This window comes from Bacillus sp. DU-106 (assembly GCF_004799705.1).
GTDB lineage: Bacteria > Bacillota > Bacilli > Bacillales > Bacillaceae_G > Bacillus_A > Bacillus_A cereus.
The window spans coordinates 3411904-3432289 of record NZ_CP026607.1; the positions used below are offsets into that span (position 1 = coordinate 3411904).

The following is a 20386-nucleotide window of genomic DNA, read 5'->3' on the forward strand; positions in this document are numbered from 1 at the left end:
CTCCCCTAATGCTTAAAATGATTAATAACTCACTGCCAATACTGTAATATCTATTGTTCATAAAATAAACCACAAAATCTTTCGATTTCATGGTTTATCAAATATAAAGATAATGCTAAACGAATACTCTAACATTACCTTCCCCAAAGTTAATTATAGAGTATTTTCAAAAAAAAGACACTCTTGTAGTGTCTTTTTTATAGTATTTTAAAAAGAATTCCACCTACTAACACCTTTTTGTTGCGCCTATTCGTTTATTTCAATATGATACTTTTCCATCTCGTATATGCAATAGACAATGATAGCTAAACTCCAACTGACACTATAATAATTATGTGTGTAGAAGTCATAGCCCGCTTTAATACCTTTCTCTATTACAACTAATGTAAATCCTAAAGCCACCCATCTGTTAATTTTCATCTTTATAAACGTTAAAGAGATAATTATTAAAAATAAAATATTTGTAAGATGATTTATCATTAGCTCATATTTTTGAATGGATACTGCCATTATACAAGCAACGATATTAGTCGCAATGCCAAAGGCAATCACCGCTCCCCAAACCCTGTCCGAAAGTCCCACTCCTGAGTCAGTCCCTTCCTAAACAAATATCCCTTTCTTTAATTCGTTCCTACACCCTATTCAAGATATGCTAAATTATCCTTGTCTGATGAATATCTATTTATCTTTTCATATAGAGCAAACAAAATTTCTACTCATAATTTTTTCTTTATTAGACAAACTATGTCTAAGCCGTTTGAACTAGCGGCTTCACTCTTCTGGTAATGGGATAGCACAATTTATTGAATTGACTAACTCATTCAACCCACTGGCACCGGCAGGCAACAAAATAGTTGTCTGCCATTTTCATGTATACTTTTTCTAATTTCATTTCAAACCAAGTGTGTGCTGTACTGATTTCAAAAGGACAGAATTTCATTTTTTAAAATGTAAAAAAGATAAGGTCCTGTCTACTTTTGGTATAGGACTTTTTCTTTTCACACATACTATTTTTGAACCTGTTTACCAATACGTGTCCTAATGGTGTCTTGAATTCCTCCTAAAAAGGGTTGCAGATACGACTGCATGCCCTTTTATTTACGTTGCTTCTCTATATTGAATAAAATAATTAAAAACTAAAAATGTAATATTACATATTTTTTCTGTTCAGATTATGTTAGGATTTACTTCGTAGTCGAATTATAGTTTCGTATCTAATTCAGCAATATGTGAACTGTTTACTTAAAGAAAAGACACCCAAAAGGTGTCTTTTCTTTTAATCTAAAAAACATTTTTTCTTTTCAGTAAGATCCAATTATCCCTCTAACCTAAACCTCATAATTAAAGGGAATTTAATCATGGTACTCAAGAGTTTTCATACATTTCAATATACCTATAACTTAATTTAAAATCACATTTCCAGCACTATATTTGCTTTCCTACAGATTTTCTGTCTTGTTCTTAATTCTGTCAAAATCCTCATGTAGCTATACAAAGAATATATGCTACTATGATATTAAGAAACTATGCGTTCCCTTAACCCTGTATCCGGCCCTGTATTTATTACAGGGTCTTTGTTTATTTTATTTACTTTTATTGGCTTATAAGGGTTAATACACAACCAATTTCAATTAAAATTGTTTAAATGTTAGTTAGAATTTGAAATAATATATCTATTAACTTTTTTAACAAATGTAATCTAATATTAAATTTCTAAATCTATACTGTACTATACACCAGTTAACACTATATAAATAGTATTAACTATCTTAATTGAATATTAGTAATAGTAAGTATAAATATTATCAATTTACTACATCTTACATTTATGTAAAAATAAATACATGTTAAGCTTTTTCAAAATCTTTCCCCTAATAAAGATTTGAAGTAGCATTTCATGATTCTCCTTACTGTTAATATGCCTTGAAAAAGAACCCTATAGGGTTCTTTTTCTTCTCATTATAACCTCAGTAAGTCCATGCAAAAAGGACTGCTAATTATTTGCAGCCCTTTTACACGTTAATATACACTTGTATTACATGCTTAAAACTTTATTGTATTAGGTATTTATACCAACTAAACATGCCATTATCATTTAGATATATAACACTTCAAAGTTTAGAAGTATACAATAACAAAGCTTTCCCAACTTCCAGCTACATAACTAGTAGCTGTTAATTCTCTATCACCATTTGCTGATATATATCTACCATTACTTAGTGCTTGTAATACATATATCCTATTGTCTCCACCATTATATAAGATAAACTTTTCCCATGCACCAATTGATGTACGATCTGCTACTACTCTACCATTTGGCTCAAACAAAACATACTTCCCATTACTTTTAGTTTTTAAAGCGTACGTATATAATTCCCCAGTCGGAATTAATTCGAATTTCTCCCATTCATTAACTGCATTACGATTTGCTATTATATTTCCCGAAGGCTCAGCCGAAACATATTGTAAATTTGCTGCCTGTATAGTAACTGTCCAACTTCCATTTTACTTTAAAGGTTTAAACAATTGTGACCACATTTGTTTGAACCTCCACATTTTTTTCTAAGCTATTCTCTAAAAATCTTATTTTTCGTTGTAAATAAACCTGATTGGTACTCTTTATGCAAAAGAAAAGATGGAATCTTCTATTCAACTCCACCTTTTTTCGAAATAAAAAGCATCTAATTCTATTTGAATTAGATGCTTACATTTAGTCCTTAGGCCTAATATTCTAAACTATTTACGCGTTTGTAAATCTTTTTTATTACATCCCAGAGTGAATTATCTTGACGCATCGGTTTACCCTCTTCATCCCATTTTATTTTTCCTGTTCCCAATTCATAATTCATCCCTGTCCATGTGTCTTCACGGAATGCATAGAATGATTTATGCCACCCTTTTTGGTTAAAGATAGAAATAAGATTTTGCATGTATTGGGTAGCACCTGGAACAGTACGGTTAATTCCAAACTCCTCTGCAATAATTCGATTAGATGGTACATGATTTTTCTTAGACCATTGTTGGATTGGCTTCAAAAACTTCTCTAATCCCTGCTTATTCCACATTACAGGTTTCTCTAAGTCTCCTACTTTTACTAATCCTGGATATTGATATTCTTTATTTTTCTTTTCACCTTGACTCGTTAATTCATATGGTTCATACATATGAAATGCGTAAAGCGTTTTTTTATCTTTTACTGGCTTTAAGTATTTAAAGGCCCATGGAGTAGCATATAAACCTGAATCTAAAATAACCGGTGTTTCTTGGTCTACTTCACGAATGGAGTTAATCACCTTTTCATAAAATCTGTTTAAATCCGCTGTCGTTCCCTCCACTTTTGCATACCATTTCTCGTAATCTTCCGTCCAAAAATCATTATATCTATTATTTTTAGCTGTTTCTGGATGTGGTTCATTTATAATATTATAACCAACCACCGCGGCGTTATCTTTTAGTTCCAGAGCGAGGTCCTTCCAAAATTGACTTGCTTGTTCTTGATACTTCTCTTCTTCCCATATTCTGTCGTCATTCTTATTATTATTAAATTGGCGCCATCGATCACCAGGTAAGGATAACATTGTAAGAACGACTTTCATTCCTTGTGATTGTGCGGCATCTAAATCCGCCTTTAATTTTTCTAGATCTTCCTTTACTAATCCCTGGTAGTTATCTGCATTACCTATCAGAAAATCCTTTCCAGAAGTATCTGGTTTATCCTCAAATAGAAAATCTTTATCTTTTTCCCATTTATCAGGTGCTAAACGTACATATTCAATATTAGCTTCTTTTGCACTTTTATAGTTTTCAGGTAATGACGTACTATTCATGAAATTAGTACCCTTTCTTTTCGAATCCCAAAAACTAATTTTTGAATCGCCCTTGTGGTATGTATCAGCTCTTACATTCATTTCCTGTACTCCAAAACTCATCATGCCTAATAACGCAACAATTGGCAAAACTTTTTTCACAACTTTTCCTTCTTTCTCTTTATATTTAACACACATAACATACCTTTGTTTTGTTACAGGAATATGGCAATTCCCCCAAAAAACCTTTTATGTTTATAAAGTAGAAGTTCATTTATACTAAAAAAAGAAGGAGATACTTACAAAGTTGTTTCATTGTCTAATAAACAAAAAAGGAATCCTTTACGGATTCCTTTTTGCCTTGCACTCTTTTTCAAATAGTGCATCTTTGCACCCAATTTTATTATAACCTATGATTCACATAAGATAAATAAGATTAATTGAAATTCACTTCTATATTTTCATAAAACATCATAATTACTTATAATTTTACAGATAAAATAGCATGTTTTTAATACTCATCCCTTGAACATTCCTTTAGTTGTTCCATAGCAATCTTTTGCGCATGTTCCTTACTATCTATCAAAGTCAATCCTTGTGATATATAACTCCAAAATTCATATCCACAATCCTCCATCCACCTATACGCTTCTGTTGTGTAAAGACCATCCTTCCTTTTAGAGATTTGAACCTTATAGTTTTTACTTGGAGAAAAAAACTCTTGTATAACCCGCTCCATTTATGCAATATCCCCCTAAAATAAGAGCTAGGCTTTTTCACCTAACCCTACTAATATATTTACCCTTGTTTAATCAATCTCATACGAACATCTTCGTCTGCACTATAAAGTTGTAACATATTTAAATCATAATTTTGTACCTGATATTTAAAACTCTCAGTTCTTTGAGTCTTATGACCATTCTCAGTTACGCTTGTTAGTTTTAATGTTAATTGTAAAGAAGGTACGTCTAACTCGTATGTTCCTTTCATTAGACTATCTCTACTTGAGAAATCCCCATACTTATAAAAAGCAAATGTCATATCATCTTTTAAATCGAGTATTGTTTTGACTCCTTCTCCTAAATCAATACCATACTTACCTACAATAGACCTTTCATTTTTAATATACCTAGATGTATTAGAATCGTTTATTCCTAACTCTTCATCAGTACCAACTATCCCTTTGAACATACCTGTTTCAGCTTGGCTCTTGTCTAATTCTAATTGACTTGAGTTATGTGAAGATGATTTTGGAACAAAAATTGATGAAACGTCTTCACTAGACGAATCAGAAGAACTTTCTACTTTTTTTGATTCATTCTTTAGTTTTTCAAACACTGGTATCCAAATACGATTACCTTCTGATAGCTTACTGTCTGCCTTTTCAAGTACTTCCTTATCAGCTTCCATTGAGAAGTCTGTTTTCTTGAATACCTTTTCTACTTCTTCAAAAGATTCCCTATACTTACTGACTGCTTTAAGAACTTCTTTGTGATCTTCCTTGTATTTAGAAGAGGCATCTATAGACTCTATCTTATCCAGTACTTTCATATAGTCTTTAATGGAAACTAAGACTTCTTTCCTTGATTTACTACCTTTTTGGTAGTATTTTATTGAATCTTTATAAAAACTTAACCGCTTCACTAAATCTTTCTCCATGTCTAACATGTATTGTGGGTATTCCTCTTCTAAAACTCGAATCCTTTAAATATCTTTCTCGTTATCTTTTAAGCTAGCAGACTTTTTATCTTGTTCAGTAGCTTTTGCTTTGCTTCTATCTTTGGTGAACCTTGAGTCGTAGCACAACCACCTAATAATATAACCGGAATCGCTAACTTCATTATTTTCTTCGATTTCATACGTCATACCCCTTTAGTAATCGTTGTTATTTTCTTCTTTGCTTACCTTTTTAGGATTTAATTTATGAATATGGAATTCACCTTCTGTATCATCATTTAAATTCCTTTCTACTTCTTATCTGCTTTACGTTTCGCATCGGGGAAATCTTTGTCTATTTCATCAAAAATTGGTTTCCATGTACTCAGTACGTCTATAATTATATTATTTGCTTTCTCGAATTCTTCAGATAGTTTATTATCATTATATAAAGAATATAAGATTCCACAAGACCAGATAAGCAGAGCAGAAAGCAATAATGGAACCTTCTCATCCTTTTGAATCGCAAGTATTTTTGGTGCCCATTCACCAACTACAACATATAAGAAATTTGCAACTATATATTAACGATTTCGGAAAGATTACTAAATAACGTTATTATTTTTTACTTATGAGTTTTCTCATAGTTTTATTTTTCCGGCAATCTTTCAACTAAATTCATATTACATTGAAAGACATAGAAATTAGCTTTAATCCTTCTCTCCCTAAACTTTCCAAAATAGAAGGTTGCATATTCACGGTGAAAAGGTTTTATTAAGAATGTAAGTTACCTCGCAAGTTTGTATTTTCACATCTCCCGTGAATTTGGACTTGTTTAATCCTATCTATCTTACCTAATTATTTAAATTCCTCCCTAAAAGAAAAAGGCAGCCGCCCCAGGCTGTCTTTTTCTTTTATAAAATACAATAGAATAACAACAAATGTATTTATTGAATAGTAAACAATTATATTGGAGTATTAATCCCAAAATCCGTGTAGTTAAAAATACAAGGGCAAAGGTCCTTACTCTAGTAAAAATTTAAAAATTAAACTTTAAGAAGGATATAATATTTAAATTAAATTTTGTTACTTTAAATTGTTCTAACTGGTATAATTTATAAGATCATTTAAATTAAGGAGGAACATAAGTAATGATAGAGCTCGTCACTGCATTTTTCTTACTAATTATTCATTCTATTGTTTATCTTTTTTCAAGTGGAGAAACTAAGAAAATTGCAAAAAAACACATAAAAGAGATTATGAATAGCCCTGATGGAGTAATAATATTAATCCTAGCTCTGATACTTCTAAGCGGTGGGTTATATTTAATATTCGTATGATTATAGGCTCTGGTAATAAAGTTGACCCAACAAAAACACCTAATTGTGAAGAAACTAGATTACAGGAAGAGAAAAATGATTCTGAAAGAAAACGTTTAAGAAAATTTGCAATTTAAATAGGAAACAAGTTTCCAAAATTCGAAAACTTAGTTTATGATACTGGTAATCCGAATTGTGATAAAAGTAAAAGGTCTGTAAGCCCACATTAAATAATACAAACCTAATAAAAATGAAAAAATTAAATGCATAAAATCCGTTTCTAAAATAGAAACGGATTTTTAAATTCATAAATCTTTAAGACAATATTTTGGTTATGCTCCCTTCTCTTTTTAAAGCACTTCTAATTCTTCATGTCGGTAAGGCAATTCAATCTCGCGTAAGATTGGTACCTGATCCCCTGCTGTTTTTAAAAGTGTTTTTACATATACAGTTTGAATTGGTTGGAAAATATCTGTTGAAAAATCAAACTTCTCCGTTAGTCCTTCATCAAAGTACAATTCATGTTTTACAGTGTAATCATTAAATGATGGACATCCAACGGGTACTGTTACCTTTGGCGTGTTTACATTTGTAAAACGACGATCTGTTCCTTCTAAAGAGAACTTTGTTGTGAATTCCGCAGTATCTTGGGAATATTCACGGTATTCAACAACGATGTCTTGGAATCCATACATAAAAATTCGTTTGTTATCATGCTTAAACCAGTAAGGTTGTTTTACTTTAATTTGTAATTCTGTTACTTGTCTTCTTGGGAATGAGAATACTAACTTACCAGATTCAACAATCTCTTCTGGAATTTCTGTATTGTTTACCTTTTTAATTGGGTAGGTTTCAATACGCCTCCACTCTCCATTTTGATTCTTATATTGAATATCAAGAATACTCATAGAGTACTCCGGAGATGGATGAATAGTAATTGTGTTTGTATAAATGTTATTAGAAATATTTTGTGGAATTTTCACATGAATTAATCCATACACTTCTGTTACGCATTTGTTTTCATTAGATTCAGATTGACGAACCCAAAATGAGTTCTTATCTCCATCAAATGCTTTAGTAATACCACTAGAATCTACTGCATAGAACTTGCGTTGTTTTGTTTCTTCATCAATTGGCTCTACATCTGAGGACTCAAATACACTTACTTCTAGGTTGCTAGGTAATATGTATTCCCCTAAGTCATTCTTATAAGCAATCTTATCATGAGATCTAACAACAACTGGGGTAACAATTCCGTGAAGTGTATCTATATTAATGGGATTATTTGCATTTGAGGAAATAATATTGCTTGCATGATAGAAGGACCGAGTTAGGATACTCTCTCCGTCTACACTATTATTTTGGTAATCCTTTTCTAGCTCATACACCCGTCCTTCTAACTTCTTTAGACGGTTTTGTAAGAAGTAATTTTCACGTAAAATATGATCCATATTTTCAGAGATTATGCCATCATGACTATTAACAATATCAAACAAATTTGTAATATCAGTCTGGATGTCATTACGTAGTTTATTAAACTCTTCAGAAGAGCTAGGCCCCTTGTTTAGATTCGGATTTCTTAATGTAATCGGGCGCATGTACTCACCTTCCCTATCGTATCGAATTAATTTTTTCTTCTAGTTCATCAACATTTGGTTTAATAACCATGTCGATAGATGAAGCTTGAATTGGTGTTTCATTAAAGTAATATATCTCAAGATCTTTTATTTCAACATTTTCCGCCTTTAACTCTTTCGGTTTTTCATGAACGTTTATATTAATTGATACCGATTCAGCATATTGGAAACGTAACACGTAATCGATAGTGATAAATTCATTACTTTTCGCTAAAGGAACCTTCCTTGTGTCACCATTCTTATCTGGTCCCATACGCATATTGTTCGAACCAAAGGAAAAGTCTGAAGCACCACCTGTACTTCTTACCTTCATTCGAATATAAAGCTTGTCTCCTGGTTCTACATAAAGAGTACTAAACATTCCTACTGGATCTAGCAATCCATTTGAAGAGAGCTTAATTGCGTCACTCACTGCTGTTTTTGTACAGCCATTTAAAGGGCTCCAACTATCTAATTCAGGAATAGGAACTGTTCGTGAGTAATCAATTTTTTGAAGTGTGGAAGCCGTAAATAAACTCGACTTTCCTACTTCCTGATCACCTGTCATGATAGAAATGAAATTATTGTACATTTCTTTTTTGTGTCCATCTTTATGTGTTGCTTCATTTCCTTCTGTAATGTTTCCTAATAATAAAAGGTCGTGGGCAGATTCAAGAACAAAATTCGTATATTGGGAAAGCTCAGTAACACCACGGTAACGAGAATTGGCTTTATGGAAAGAAGGTTTATATTTCTTTTCTATTTTCATCTCTTTGCCATCCCTTTCATTTATTTAAGCTTTAGATAGGTATTTTTCTTTAATACAGTTGTGTAAATTACCAACACATACGTTTTGTCATTTCTAATTGGGACAGTACTTACCTATTTTTATTCTGAGACTTGTAACAAGTATGTCTTAGCATTTCTTTACCCATTGATAACTCTTCACTAACTAAATTGTAATGTATATCGACGTAATACAGGTGTTGTATACTGCCCTACTGAGAATTGTTTCATAACGATTTTTAATTGAATATTTCGGTGCTCTACTTCATCCACATAGTCATAGTAAAAATCATATGTTACACCCGGTAGTGAATGATTAACCACAATATAAACCTTTCCATCTTTCTCATAAAGGGCGTACTTAGACCAATCGTTGTTCTTTGTGTTATATCGTAAGTCGAATACAGATACCTTTTCCAGGAACTGACTTGAAGAATAACAATGAGTACTTACACGAATCGGATCAAATCCTAAATCAATCGTACAGTCCTTATTCAAATTCTGTACATACACCAACACAGTTAGATCATTCCATCCCTGTTTAAATTTGTAGTTTACATTAGTTTGAGAAGAAGGGATTCCTTCAAATAACTTTTCTCCATTTAAGAAGATGGCAATCGGTTCTGTAGATGATGGGATTGTAGAAAGCACTTGTTCTTTTCCTTCATAGAAAATACCCATTCCATAATACAGTTGCGTATGTTGTGTGAATTGTTCATCTTGTAAAATCAGTCCTCGATTCCCTTCCTTGATTGGTATTACATTTCGAACGATATCATTTGATGGCTTCTTCCAATCATCGAGAGAAGGGATATGGGTTTCACCAAAATTCTCGACTGTCTTCTGAACACTCCAAGCATCTTTACCCATATATAAACGCTCTGTTCGCGGAACGATTTTACGCTTCTCAATAGAACCTAATGAGTAGAATGCGACTCCATTTGCTTGCAGTTCAATAATCTCAGATTCTTGGCCACCGACATTCTTTCTAATGCCCAAGTTTGTTGGACTAGCATGAACAACATATTTAAAATCAATTAGGTTAGGTGCTTGTGCAGTATCCCTGTTAACAGGCGAAATCTGTTTCCAGCTCTCTTCCCTATCATCTACTCGTACAAAGTACTCGATATCCGTACCGTCCGGAATCTCTTCTTCTGTAACCAATGATACTTTCCCAATAGAGAATGTCTCATCTGTTTTTGGCGTAAGAAATTTTGTAACAACCTCTCCTCTTTCTGGATAACTTAATTGGAAAAATTGAATTTTTTTAACTCCAAACAAGTACTGATATGAATAACCTTCAGGATGGACAATTTCTTTATCACTTTCCTGTTTGCGAATCCAAATTCGCATATTCTTCATTTCTGTTGTCGGGAAATAAAAAGATACATTATTCCCCGTCTGCTTACCATCTGGATAATATGGTAAGTGGAAATAATTCAGTTCATCTAGCGTGAATTCAATATACACAGTAGCACTTTTAATTGTATGTAGGCTTAAATCAATTCGATTCAATACCTGTTTATCATTAAATTTGATATCTATATATCCATCAGCTGGCCCTTCCGTTTTAGACAACCATACTTCTTGGAATGTTTCATTTGTATTTACATTTAATGCTTGTTCAATCTTCCCTGAAATGGGAATCTTCTTAAATGTACTTACAGAACTCTTTGGCATAACGAACTTAATTTCACTAGCAGGATTAATTAAAAATGAGGTATTCTCCTGTTTTTTAAGTGTTATTTGATGATTTTTTATATCGATAGATACATTGTCTTCTGAATCAATTTTAGATAGGTCATCCAATGTATCAAAGATACTAGCTAAGTAACCTGTCTTTCCATATAGCAAAATTTTCTCTTTTAATTCCGACTCTAATCTTCTAGCTTCATACTCTAATCGATTCTTTTCTACTTCAAACCAATGAAACTTTCCCTTTAGCTGGTTATGAACAGCAATTGTATTTTCGTAAAGAATCATCAAATCTTTTTGAATTTTTTCAACAACTTCATTAAAAAAATCAGACTCAGCTAATTCACCATTACGAATACGCTTAAATGTATACTCAGGAGCACTTAATTCTTGATCTCTTAATAGTTTATTTAAACGAGAAGCGAATTCCTTGGATGTAGGAAGATTTCCCTTTCTCAGTTCTTCTTGAAGGATTTGGTTTACCGCTACAGTAAAACGTTTTTGACGAATATTGATAGACATCCCCTACACCCCTTTCTGTTCGGTAAGAATTTTTAAAGCGAAGTCTTCAACGAGTGGTGTTGTATGAAGAAGAGGTATTTCATCTTCTGTTGTTTTCTCCGGTCTCTTCATAATGATTTTTAACCTTACTTGCTTTGGAAGTTCTTTTAATTGAAGGTTTTGTTTGTAAAGAGCAAACGCATTTTCAATATCAGATTCGTTATCATTAACTGAAAGCACCTTTGCAGGGAACTTATCGTTTACTGGTTGCTGATGTTGTGGGGAGATTCTATGCCAGTCTATATCATCGAAAGAAACAAAGTATTGAATCCAATCATTGGATTCACTTACCTTCTCTTTGTATATAGCAGGAACTTTTTCATTTGCATATAGAAGTACTTTCTTAATACCATCTTCAAATAGAAATGGTTTGCTAATATATTCACTCGTGTCAGCGAATTCGAAACTCATAATGTCGATGTCTCGAACTCCTATAGCGTAACGCCAACCTTCAACAGCTTCTAATACCTTTTTAATCTCATAGTCGCTATTAATAGTATGGATGCCGTATTTTTCATCAACAATGTTACTAGGCACCTCCTGTTTGCGAATACGTGTAAATGAAGTAGAATCTTTTTTTCTTCTATAGAATGCTTCTTGTCCTAATAATTCTTTATAAGAATTTGGTTGTTCTAGTACGAATTCAATATATTTTGCTTCTCTTGATGGGAAGCTCCAAACACCTTGGCCAGAAAATTTTGTTTTAGCAAAGTTTTCACTACCATCGAATAAATCCTCAGCTCGATAGCTTTGAGGTGTTTTATTGATTTCTTGGTTTAATACAAATTGGTCTTTTTCGAAAAGACCTTGGTATTCAATACCGTCATTAGACGTTCGAATAGAATATACATTAACTGTACCTGGGCTACCTGCAGCATGATAAGGATTTAAATTAATCCAGTTGATTGTCTCGTTCTTAGGTAATTGAACAACAATCTTTACACGTAGTAAGTCACCATGTTCCTTTCCCTTTGCCCATTCAACGTCGTAATAGAATGATTGTTTCTTATAACTTTCTGGGATATTTACCATTTCATATTCAAATACAGTATCCGGGTTTCCGTCGATTAATGCTTTTGGATCATCATTCTTAATTTGAGAAGAAACATACTGGTAATTTTCGAAATCTGAATCTGATTGAACTTTACGAGATAGAAAATAAGTTCCTGCAATTCCATTACCTTGAATAGCTCGAACTTTACTTCCTATGCTTCTATTTAAAGCATTTGTACGACGCAGTGTTAATACGCCTTCTTGTGTATGAATCATGCTTCTGTTCTCTACTGGAGTTAAAGCAGAATCCACATTATCGTAATTCGTAAACGATTCTTTTAAATAAACCGTGTTAGGGGTTGTTTCTTCAGTTAACATTTGAAGGTCTGATACGACCCCATTAATACTGCGCACGATAGATAAGATTCTATCTTTCTCACTCTGAGAATAATTAAAATAATCTACCAGGTATGTAGCAATGGTATTTAGTTCTGAGAATAAGATACCTAAGTCTTTCTCCATTTCCTTGTTGTTATCATAGTAATCCTCAAGAAAAGGTAGTTCTCCATACACAACTTTACGTGCCTGGAATAAAGGCTTACCTATACAAGATTGATACCTGTAAAAGATTTCATCTGCTAATTGAGATACTTCTTCTTTTGTAGCAGAACTACTTAATCGTATTTTCGCTTGCTCCAAAAGATATTCTCTTTGTTTCTCTAATATTTTAGATTCAATAACAGGGGCATTCATTCTTGCACCTCCCTACTTCATGACTTTAAATTTTAATTGGTAACTATCGACCATTGGCGTTACTACTAGTTCATCACCAACGTTTTTACGCAAAATAACTTTTAATCGAAAGTTTGTCACTAAGTAATCGTAGTGTACAACCACTGTAGCATTACCATGATTTGTTGCTTCATTATAATAAAGGTCCGATCGATTAAAGCTTTCTGTAAAAATAAGTTTATTCTTCTCTTGCTTATACTCAAATGTATTGTAAACAGAATCCGGAACAATGCTGTACTTATTTAAAAACACATCTTTGTTAGTTTTATAATCTGTAAGGTTTTTTGTTGTAAATTCATTTTTGCTTGAATAAGAGATTGGGAAGAACTCTTTTTGTGTCTTTCCCCCTTCTACTACAATTGAACCATTCGTTAAAAATACATCAATTGGTCTGTAATCACTTGTATTCGGATCATAACTCTCTTCACTGTTCACTTGTTTATAATCAACATATGGATACTTAGACAGCTTAATTGTATTGTTATAATCAGTTCCATTTGGGAAAGACTCCACTTTACGAACCCTTTTAGAAAATCGATCTCCTACCTTAACTGTCCAGGGGTCAAATAGGTTTGCGTTTGGTACATAATCAATAGTGTAAATTGAACTATTATCATGAGGCACAGCCAACTGAATAGCAGCTCCTCTTTCTGTAAAGTACCAGTCACTCCTATTCATTAAAATATTATTGCGGTATACTCTTGTATTATCTTCATCACTAATGTTTGCATGGAATCGAAGTCCCGCACTTGAGCCACGGAAGAATAGCTTTTCACACTTCACATTCCTTGTACCTTCAGGAAGGATTGAAACCCAATCATTAAGTGAAGGATTTTCTTCTAATGAGATGTAGTATTCAATAGAAGTGACTCGATCTGTTGCCATCCCATTTAGCTCATTAAACAGCGGATGGTCTTCAAAGGTAGATAATGAAACCTCTACAATATTCCCCTCTACTTCAATTGGTTTTGTAACAAAAATTCCAGCTTGTTCATACAGAGAATGATTTAATTGAATGTTCTTTATTCCATACTGGTAAACATATTCTGTTGAACTATTTGTACGATTACTTGAACCAATCCCTTCTACGATTGGAGGAAGCGGTCCAGGTGTTGTGCTACTTGTAGTACTTTGACTTTGTAGTAAAGTTGTTTTTGGTTTACTTGCACTTTCAAAACTGTTAACCATCTAAATCCTCCTTTCTATCGTTGTTGGCTATCTAAAGATTTTTTTGCTTGTTCAAAATCACTACGGTATAAATTCATAGGGTCCGATGAAATAGATGAGTGACTTACATTAATGTTTTGGTAACTATCTAAGATTTCTTGATGCAGCTGAATACCAGATTTATAAGAGAATAATTGGTCTACATATTCTCCAACTGCAGACTCATAAATAGATTGGCTTCTTGTTGAAGCTTGATCCCATAGCTCTGCTTTCATTACTTCTTCTTCCTTCATTGTTTGGTCTAGTAATGTGTAAGACTCTTGCTTAATGATTAAATAGAATGTCTTTGCAAATACAGGAGAGAAATGGAGATAGATCGATTCATTTGTTTGAACTGCTCTTGAAAGAGGAATTTCGTAAGTAGTCGATTCTTCATTCTGGTCAACTTGATACATCAATGAAAGTAACTCGATTGGATACTCTGTAAAGAAATCAATGAACAAATGATTTACGGTTTTAGGCTTGTCTAACGTGATTTTTAGCTTGGCCATAACACCTTTTCCGCTGACCTTTTCTGTTTCATCTACTACATCTGTTTCTAACGCGGAGAAGAAATTATAAAACTCATTTACTTCTTTAAGGGCGATTTCCGTTAAATCAATATAGGTCAAGCTAGTACCTGTAAAGTCTGTTTCAAAATCATACCCATATGAAACAATTTTCTTTCCCGCGAATTCCCAAGAATAAGGATAGTATTCGATTTTATAAAGTAATCGTTTTAATACTTCCGTTAATCTTGGTCCAGCTTCTACAATCGGGCGATCATCAAGCTCAGCATGTTCATAATCACTATTAGGAGCAACTAGATAGATACTAAAATGCTCTTGTCGATTGTATGGGTGCATAAATGTCATTTCCCATAGTCCTTCAAATTCAGATATGGATAATGAATAATGTTGTTCAATATAAATGGGAGTAGGCATTCTCTTTCCTCCTTTCTATAGTTTTTTTATTTCCGTATAAGCAGGTGCATTCGTTTTAACTGCTTGCGCCCAATACGTTTCAAGTGAATCATCTATTGCATGTTCCAATGGATGGTTTTTATCTGAAATGCTATTTGGTGCTTGATACATAACTTCAATCTTTGCAGTTGTCGCCCCATTTGAATTTTGCATTGTGTTCTCCACTTCTCTGATAGGTAGTGATAAATAGTGTTGATGAAAACTACGATTCAATGATGCGCTTTGTAAAGATTTACCGTCGCGGTCTAAGAATAAATGTGCATATTGATCATGATCTGTTTCCATGTACAAACTCTTTTCTTTTTCTTCAAAACCGTATGTCTTTACGACTAAACCATCTTCTCCTTTTGCTTTTAGGTTTAATTCCTCAACACGAATAGAAAGTGAGTCCACTTCTCTTTTTACATCATCTAATGTTCCTCGAAGAATTCTGTCGTAATTCGCAATTACTTTCTCAATAATAAGATGTGAGTTATAAAGTCTCTTTAAATCCAAAGCTACATTCGAGTGAATTTGGTTAAAATGTTCGGCATCTACTTTTTCACCCGTTGTCGTAAGAGTCGTAACCTTTTCTTTTCTTTTTGCAAGTTGTTGAATAAGTGCTTCGAACTCTTCTTTTGTTATGACTTTTACATCAAACAAATCCATATTTTCTTGTAATAGCTGCTCTACTTCTTTACGATCATAATTAGGTAGAACAGATAAATAATTATTCAAATATTCCATACCTACACCTCCTTATGTTGGATATAAACCCAAGGACCTGCCTGTTCACTATATCGATTTCGTATCCGAATAGCAGGACAAGCACTATCGATGGCTGTTTGTTGAATATAAATCCATTCTCCTTTTTCGTTTCTTATTCTCATAGGAGATTTACCTATCTCTAAAGCAGAAGCTAAGATTTCTTCAATTCTTCCATATTGCTTTTCGCTGTAATGAAAATGTCCATATTGATTTGTCTTAGTGGTTCGTTTCATAACAGGTTCCGCTTTCACTTGGAATGCATTTGCTTTTGGAGTTTCCTGTCTGGTCTCTTCTTGAATATAAACCCAAGGGGATTTTTCGTCTGTTGTAATAGAACGAATTCGGATTCGTACCTGTGTCATTCAGAAACACCTCCAAAATATAATAAGAGGGAGCTATTGCTCCCTCATGAACGTAACCATTCGTATATGACCAGTCAATATATAAGTTATTGTTATGCTACGACTTCAGCTTCTACTATTTCTTTTGTCGGAACCGCAGGTGGCGCAGGGGGTGCTGCATGTCGCATCATTTCTTCCTGAAGCTGCTGCTCTTCGATAGCTTTTTGTTTTAGAAGTGTTTTGTATTTAACATTTTCACTGATTAACGTAGTAATTGTTGTTTCATATTCTTTGATTAGTAGATTTACATCTAAATTTGTTGTATTCCCTTGTTGATTCATTTTGTCTTTCCTCCTATTGAATATTTGGAACATATTATTTTCTGAACAAATCATAAGGACTACTTATTAAAATATCAAGCTAGTTGTGTTGGTTTTTCGTCCCACTGAATAGCATTTACTTCTTCAATAGTTGTACATGCCTCTATTCGTGGCTGAAGTACATTTCTTAGTTTAGATATTTTCGCATCCTTTTCTTGGTACGCTACAAATGCAACACTCATAAACTGCTCTCTATTTAAAGTAACTCTATGGGGTGTATCACCTTTCCATGCAGTCCACTCAACTTCTGTCATAAGACCTTCATTAAATAATGCTAAACTACCAATGAAATTAGACTGTGCTTCTGTATCAAAAGAGAATGTATATGTCTCTGAACCAACAGAAGCATCAAAGTAGCCTAAGATATCTTTATTGCATGCATCATTTAGTTGATTAAATTTAACTGCCTTAACATCCTTTAAAACAACTTCCATATCTGCACCCTCAACCCACTCATTTAAAGTTTCATCAAATCGGGGTTTGTAATAACTTTCTTTCCAGCAAAACTTAATAATTCTTCTTCCTGCAGATAAAGCTTTTTCTATTTTGTCCTCTGACATTAAGTAGTGCTCAATCACATAACCTTCCTCATCTACTTCCCAACATGGTAATCCCATATCTATAGAGGTAAGTGGAAAATCATTAACAGGTTCTTCTATAATAGGCTCCCCTATAATTCCTACTTCACCTACGACTTCAATATTTTCTAAACTTCCCATAAACAACCCCCCTTTTATTGTCGAGCTAGAAACCTAACTCCATTTAGAGAACAGAACTCATGAGCGCCACCCTGCATTACAACAGTTCCATCTGCATTTATATCAAGACGGGAGTTACCATTAACACCATTAATAGCATTAAAGATAAGTGTTGTTTTTGGTCTAAATCCAGTAGGCAATTGAAATGCAGACCCAGTAGTACCGCTATTACCTCTTAACAATCCCTGTAACACAACAAATCCTGCAACGTCTTTTGTATAAGCAACCGGACCAAAGGCACCGTAATCCTGCCAACCATTCGTAAATGCTGTAACTTGTGTAAATGGCCTACTTGTTGCTTCCGTGTATCCACCACCATTCGCACCAGTCCAAACTATTAAAGGAATAGAACCATTTTTATCGCTCACACTCCAGGAAGCATCGGTTGAATGTGTAGCTGCATCTCTAACCTTGATGTTCCCAAATGAATCCATCATCATTCCTGATGCGTTTAAAAAGTAAATTCCTCTACCTCCAGCAATATTAAGGTTTCCATAGTTTGTTACGTTACCAGCACCGTCTACTTTCCACCTAACAACATCACCAGTTCCGTGAATTTCCAATCCATTATCTGCGCCAGCACCTGTTCCACCAGTACGAAGTCTTGCGATATTATTAAGGAAGTTTAATGAGATTGATGCTGCGGTATTACCAGGGTTAGTTGCAGCAAAACCACCTGTTGCAGCAACTTCACCGTTTGCTCTTACCGTAGCTCTTCTTGCACCATTTCGAGCGAACTGTAAATCCCCTGTAGCGTTTGAAAGATTATCTGGTGAAACTACAATTTTCCAATTGTTTGTAGGGTCTTTCCATTCTATCCCTTCTCCACCACCTGGATCAGTGATTGTAATATGGTTTACGTTTTCGATGTTCGTATTACCCATGTCAATTATTCCACCAACAATTAAGTTTCCAGTAATTTTTACATTACCACCAACATAAAGTTTTTCCGTAGTTCCTGCAAAACCATTAATACCTACCCCTCTTTGACGGATAGATAATGCAGGTGTAAATGTAGGAATAGTAACTTTTAGGGTAACATCATTTGAACCATTTAATATGTAACCTATTGAATCACGAACTACAACAGAAATTGTCGCAGTATACGAATCAGCAAGAGTTGTACTACTTGTTACTGTGTAAGACTCTGTTCCGGAAATTATAGTTGAAGTTCCTTTTGTATATCCTGATGGCATTGTTGAGGTATTTGTAGCTCCTGCTAATGAAGTATTAGGAGTAATACTAACTTTGAAGGTTGCTTTACCAACTATACGAGATAGTTCACTTGAAGTAACACTTGGCTTTTTGTAGTAGTGAAGATCTACTTTTTGGGTTTTTGCAGAAAGTTTCGATGCGTTACCTATTGTTTTAGCTTCTATAAAGAAGGAAACATTTTTCTTACTAGTTAATAAACCGACTTCAGTGTGGTTGAGAGTTGCTATAGTTGCGGAAGTAACAATACCTGTATTTTTAAGAACCCATAATGCTTCTCCTTCTTCCATTATTATGTCATAGCTACAATTTCGGCCAAGCATGTCCTTGATTGAGCCGGCAATCGAAAGTGAAAGTGGTTTATATTCAGGGAAGATATAGTTTACTGAATTTATTGAGTAGTAAGAAGTGGCTGCTATAGATACACTAGGAGTTCCATTTACAGGAGCGTCTATTCCTAAATTGAGTGGAATAGCTACTGTTTCAGTTCTCGATGAGCCTTTACCATTTGTAGCAGTTACCTGTAAATCAATGGTTCCTTTGTAGGGGTTAGTATCTGAATGGGCAGCCCCATTTAATGCTGCGGCCTTTAGATTGTCTAGCGTCATATAAGTACCGCCCGTACCATTGTTTGCATTGATTGTAATGTTCCCTGGAGAAACATTAGTAGTTCCATTAATAGTTGTGTACTTACTTGATATCCCACTAATGGTGTAACTTATTGAAGAACCCAAATTGTCAGAAGCAGCTCCAAGTGTTACAACAAAGGTTCTTGTATTGTAAGTAACATTAGCACTAGAAGTTAATGACGGTGATTTTAATTCATTTTTATTTACTGTTGGAGAGTAAATAAACCCAGACATCATTTCGTCTGTTCCTACACGGTTCTTTGCCAGCACAGCATATCGAACCGAGTTTGCACCTGCTCCTGGAGCATCATTAATAGACGTACCACTTATAGCACTATTTACGATGGTCCAGTTTTGACCATTAATACTTCTTTGTAGCTCATAAACAAGAGTTCCGTTTGCACCTGATGCGCTTGGCCAGCTAATATTAAAGGAGCCTGTCCCAAGATTTTCTCTATAATAAGAAGAAACCACTGTTGAACCATCCCTAATGGTAACAGAGCCACCTAATGAGGGAGTCGTAGCATAAACGGAAACAGGTACGGTTCCTGATTTACCTCCGACATAACCTGTTGTACTACTTGATGTTCCACCAAGTTGTGACGTTGCTGAGAATGTGTATGACAAGCTAGATGTTGCCGCTGATATTCCAGATACAGTTACGCTGATTGTGCTAAATTTAGCTCCTGCCCCTTTTGGGAATTTACCTAAAGCAGCAAAAGAAGCAGTAGTACCACCTATATTAATCTTAGGATAAACAAGTGCGTTAAAATAATCGTAAGTTTGGTTATCTAACCTAGCCCAACATGTAAAGCTATATGTAACTGAATTTGCAGAACGACTTGTCTGTTCTGCATAAACTGTATAAAGCATGGTCGGGTATGAACCCGACGCCAACGCTGAAAA

Annotated in this window: 17 protein-coding genes and 1 pseudogene; 1 reads left to right on the plus strand and 17 read right to left on the minus strand. The window is 34.0% G+C overall.

Annotated elements, in window-relative coordinates; genetic code table 11:
* Window positions 1-246 precede the first annotated feature (246 nt).
* The 6 genes and pseudogenes from C3Y97_RS17425 to C3Y97_RS28275 form a co-directional block, all read right to left on the minus strand.
* Window positions 247-582, minus strand: a complete 336-nt coding sequence (locus C3Y97_RS17425) for a hypothetical protein (RefSeq protein WP_136363562.1) — start codon at window positions 580-582, stop codon at window positions 247-249.
* Window positions 583-2118: 1536 nt separating this feature from the next.
* A pseudogene (locus tag C3Y97_RS17430) lies at window positions 2119-2505 on the minus strand (fascin domain-containing protein); the annotation flags it as partial.
* Between the two features lie 218 nt (window positions 2506-2723).
* The gene (locus tag C3Y97_RS17435) at window positions 2724-4004 is read right to left on the minus strand and encodes a glycoside hydrolase family 5 protein (RefSeq protein ID WP_136363564.1); all 1281 of its coding nucleotides are present in this window, start codon (window positions 4002-4004) and stop codon (window positions 2724-2726) included.
* 313 nt (window positions 4005-4317) lie between these two features.
* Window positions 4318-4545: a hypothetical protein gene (locus tag C3Y97_RS17440; RefSeq protein WP_136363565.1), complete on the minus strand. Its 228-nt coding sequence runs from the start codon at window positions 4543-4545 to the stop codon at window positions 4318-4320.
* Window positions 4546-4604: 59 nt separating this feature from the next.
* A complete protein-coding gene (locus C3Y97_RS28180) occupies window positions 4605-5450 on the minus strand; it encodes a DUF3994 domain-containing protein (protein ID WP_240691049.1) in 846 nt (281 codons plus the stop codon).
* An 83-nt stretch (window positions 5451-5533) separates the two neighbouring features.
* Window positions 5534-5665, minus strand: coding sequence for a hypothetical protein (locus C3Y97_RS28275; RefSeq protein WP_271044407.1), 132 nt, complete (start codon window positions 5663-5665; stop codon window positions 5534-5536).
* Between the two features lie 948 nt (window positions 5666-6613).
* On the opposite strand from C3Y97_RS28275, the gene C3Y97_RS28185 reads away from it, so the two are divergent.
* Entirely contained in the window at window positions 6614-6802 is a 189-nt protein-coding gene (locus C3Y97_RS28185) for a hypothetical protein (protein WP_136363566.1), read from the plus strand.
* A 329-nt stretch (window positions 6803-7131) separates the two neighbouring features.
* Here C3Y97_RS28185 and C3Y97_RS17460 read toward each other — a convergent pair whose 3' ends face one another.
* The 11 genes from C3Y97_RS17460 to C3Y97_RS17510 all read right to left on the minus strand — a co-directional run bounded on the left by C3Y97_RS17460 (window position 7132) and on the right by C3Y97_RS17510 (window position 20377).
* On the minus strand, window positions 7132-8379 hold the full coding sequence (locus C3Y97_RS17460; RefSeq protein ID WP_025966510.1) for a hypothetical protein: 1248 nt from the start codon (window positions 8377-8379) through the stop codon (window positions 7132-7134).
* A gap of 13 nt (window positions 8380-8392) precedes the next feature.
* A complete protein-coding gene (locus C3Y97_RS17465; protein ID WP_136363567.1) occupies window positions 8393-9166 on the minus strand; it encodes a hypothetical protein in 774 nt (257 codons plus the stop codon).
* Window positions 9167-9345: 179 nt separating this feature from the next.
* Complete coding sequence (locus C3Y97_RS17470) at window positions 9346-11400, minus strand: hypothetical protein (protein ID WP_136363568.1); 2055 nt, start codon at window positions 11398-11400, stop codon at window positions 9346-9348.
* 3 nt (window positions 11401-11403) lie between these two features.
* Window positions 11404-13185, minus strand: a complete 1782-nt coding sequence (locus tag C3Y97_RS17475; protein WP_000993510.1) for a hypothetical protein — start codon at window positions 13183-13185, stop codon at window positions 11404-11406.
* 12 nt (window positions 13186-13197) lie between these two features.
* Entirely contained in the window at window positions 13198-14412 is a 1215-nt protein-coding gene (locus C3Y97_RS17480) for a hypothetical protein (protein ID WP_136363569.1), read from the minus strand.
* A 14-nt stretch (window positions 14413-14426) separates the two neighbouring features.
* The gene (locus C3Y97_RS17485) at window positions 14427-15374 is read right to left on the minus strand and encodes a hypothetical protein (protein ID WP_136363570.1); all 948 of its coding nucleotides are present in this window, start codon (window positions 15372-15374) and stop codon (window positions 14427-14429) included.
* 15 nt (window positions 15375-15389) lie between these two features.
* Complete coding sequence (locus C3Y97_RS17490) at window positions 15390-16139, minus strand: hypothetical protein (protein ID WP_136363571.1); 750 nt, start codon at window positions 16137-16139, stop codon at window positions 15390-15392.
* 2 nt (window positions 16140-16141) lie between these two features.
* Window positions 16142-16522, minus strand: a complete 381-nt coding sequence (locus C3Y97_RS17495) for a hypothetical protein (RefSeq protein ID WP_136363572.1) — start codon at window positions 16520-16522, stop codon at window positions 16142-16144.
* A 92-nt stretch (window positions 16523-16614) separates the two neighbouring features.
* Window positions 16615-16842 carry a hypothetical protein gene (locus C3Y97_RS17500; RefSeq protein WP_136363573.1) on the minus strand — a complete coding sequence of 76 codons (228 nt, stop codon included), beginning with the start codon at window positions 16840-16842 and terminating at the stop codon, window positions 16615-16617.
* 74 nt (window positions 16843-16916) lie between these two features.
* Entirely contained in the window at window positions 16917-17600 is a 684-nt protein-coding gene (locus C3Y97_RS17505; RefSeq protein WP_000535028.1) for a DUF4376 domain-containing protein, read from the minus strand.
* Window positions 17601-17614: 14 nt separating this feature from the next.
* The gene (locus tag C3Y97_RS17510) at window positions 17615-20377 is read right to left on the minus strand and encodes a beta strand repeat-containing protein (RefSeq protein ID WP_240691050.1); all 2763 of its coding nucleotides are present in this window, start codon (window positions 20375-20377) and stop codon (window positions 17615-17617) included.
* Window positions 20378-20386: the final 9 nt, after the last annotated feature.

Excerpts from the sequence above, each read along its gene's own strand:
- C3Y97_RS17480 (WP_136363569.1), bottom strand. The coding sequence starts at position 14,412 with ATGGTTAACAGTTTTGAAAGTGCAAGTAAACCAAAAACAACTTTACTA.
- C3Y97_RS17470 (WP_136363568.1), bottom strand. The coding sequence starts at position 11,400 with ATGTCTATCAATATTCGTCAAAAACGTTTTACTGTAGCGGTAAACCAA.
- C3Y97_RS28185 (WP_136363566.1), top strand. The coding sequence starts at position 6,614 with ATGATAGAGCTCGTCACTGCATTTTTCTTACTAATTATTCATTCTATT.
- C3Y97_RS17500 (WP_136363573.1), bottom strand. The coding sequence starts at position 16,842 with ATGAATCAACAAGGGAATACAACAAATTTAGATGTAAATCTACTAATC.
- C3Y97_RS28275 (WP_271044407.1), bottom strand. The coding sequence starts at position 5,665 with ATGAAATCGAAGAAAATAATGAAGTTAGCGATTCCGGTTATATTATTA.
- C3Y97_RS17475 (WP_000993510.1), bottom strand. The coding sequence starts at position 13,185 with ATGAATGCCCCTGTTATTGAATCTAAAATATTAGAGAAACAAAGAGAA.
- C3Y97_RS17440 (WP_136363565.1), bottom strand. The coding sequence starts at position 4,545 with ATGGAGCGGGTTATACAAGAGTTTTTTTCTCCAAGTAAAAACTATAAG.
- C3Y97_RS17505 (WP_000535028.1), bottom strand. The coding sequence starts at position 17,600 with ATGGGAAGTTTAGAAAATATTGAAGTCGTAGGTGAAGTAGGAATTATA.
- C3Y97_RS17490 (WP_136363571.1), bottom strand. The coding sequence starts at position 16,139 with ATGGAATATTTGAATAATTATTTATCTGTTCTACCTAATTATGATCGT.
- C3Y97_RS17435 (WP_136363564.1), bottom strand. The coding sequence starts at position 4,004 with ATGTGTGTTAAATATAAAGAGAAAGAAGGAAAAGTTGTGAAAAAAGTT.
- C3Y97_RS17495 (WP_136363572.1), bottom strand. The coding sequence starts at position 16,522 with ATGACACAGGTACGAATCCGAATTCGTTCTATTACAACAGACGAAAAA.
- C3Y97_RS17485 (WP_136363570.1), bottom strand. The coding sequence starts at position 15,374 with ATGCCTACTCCCATTTATATTGAACAACATTATTCATTATCCATATCT.
- C3Y97_RS17460 (WP_025966510.1), bottom strand. The coding sequence starts at position 8,379 with ATGCGCCCGATTACATTAAGAAATCCGAATCTAAACAAGGGGCCTAGC.
- C3Y97_RS17465 (WP_136363567.1), bottom strand. The coding sequence starts at position 9,166 with ATGAAAATAGAAAAGAAATATAAACCTTCTTTCCATAAAGCCAATTCT.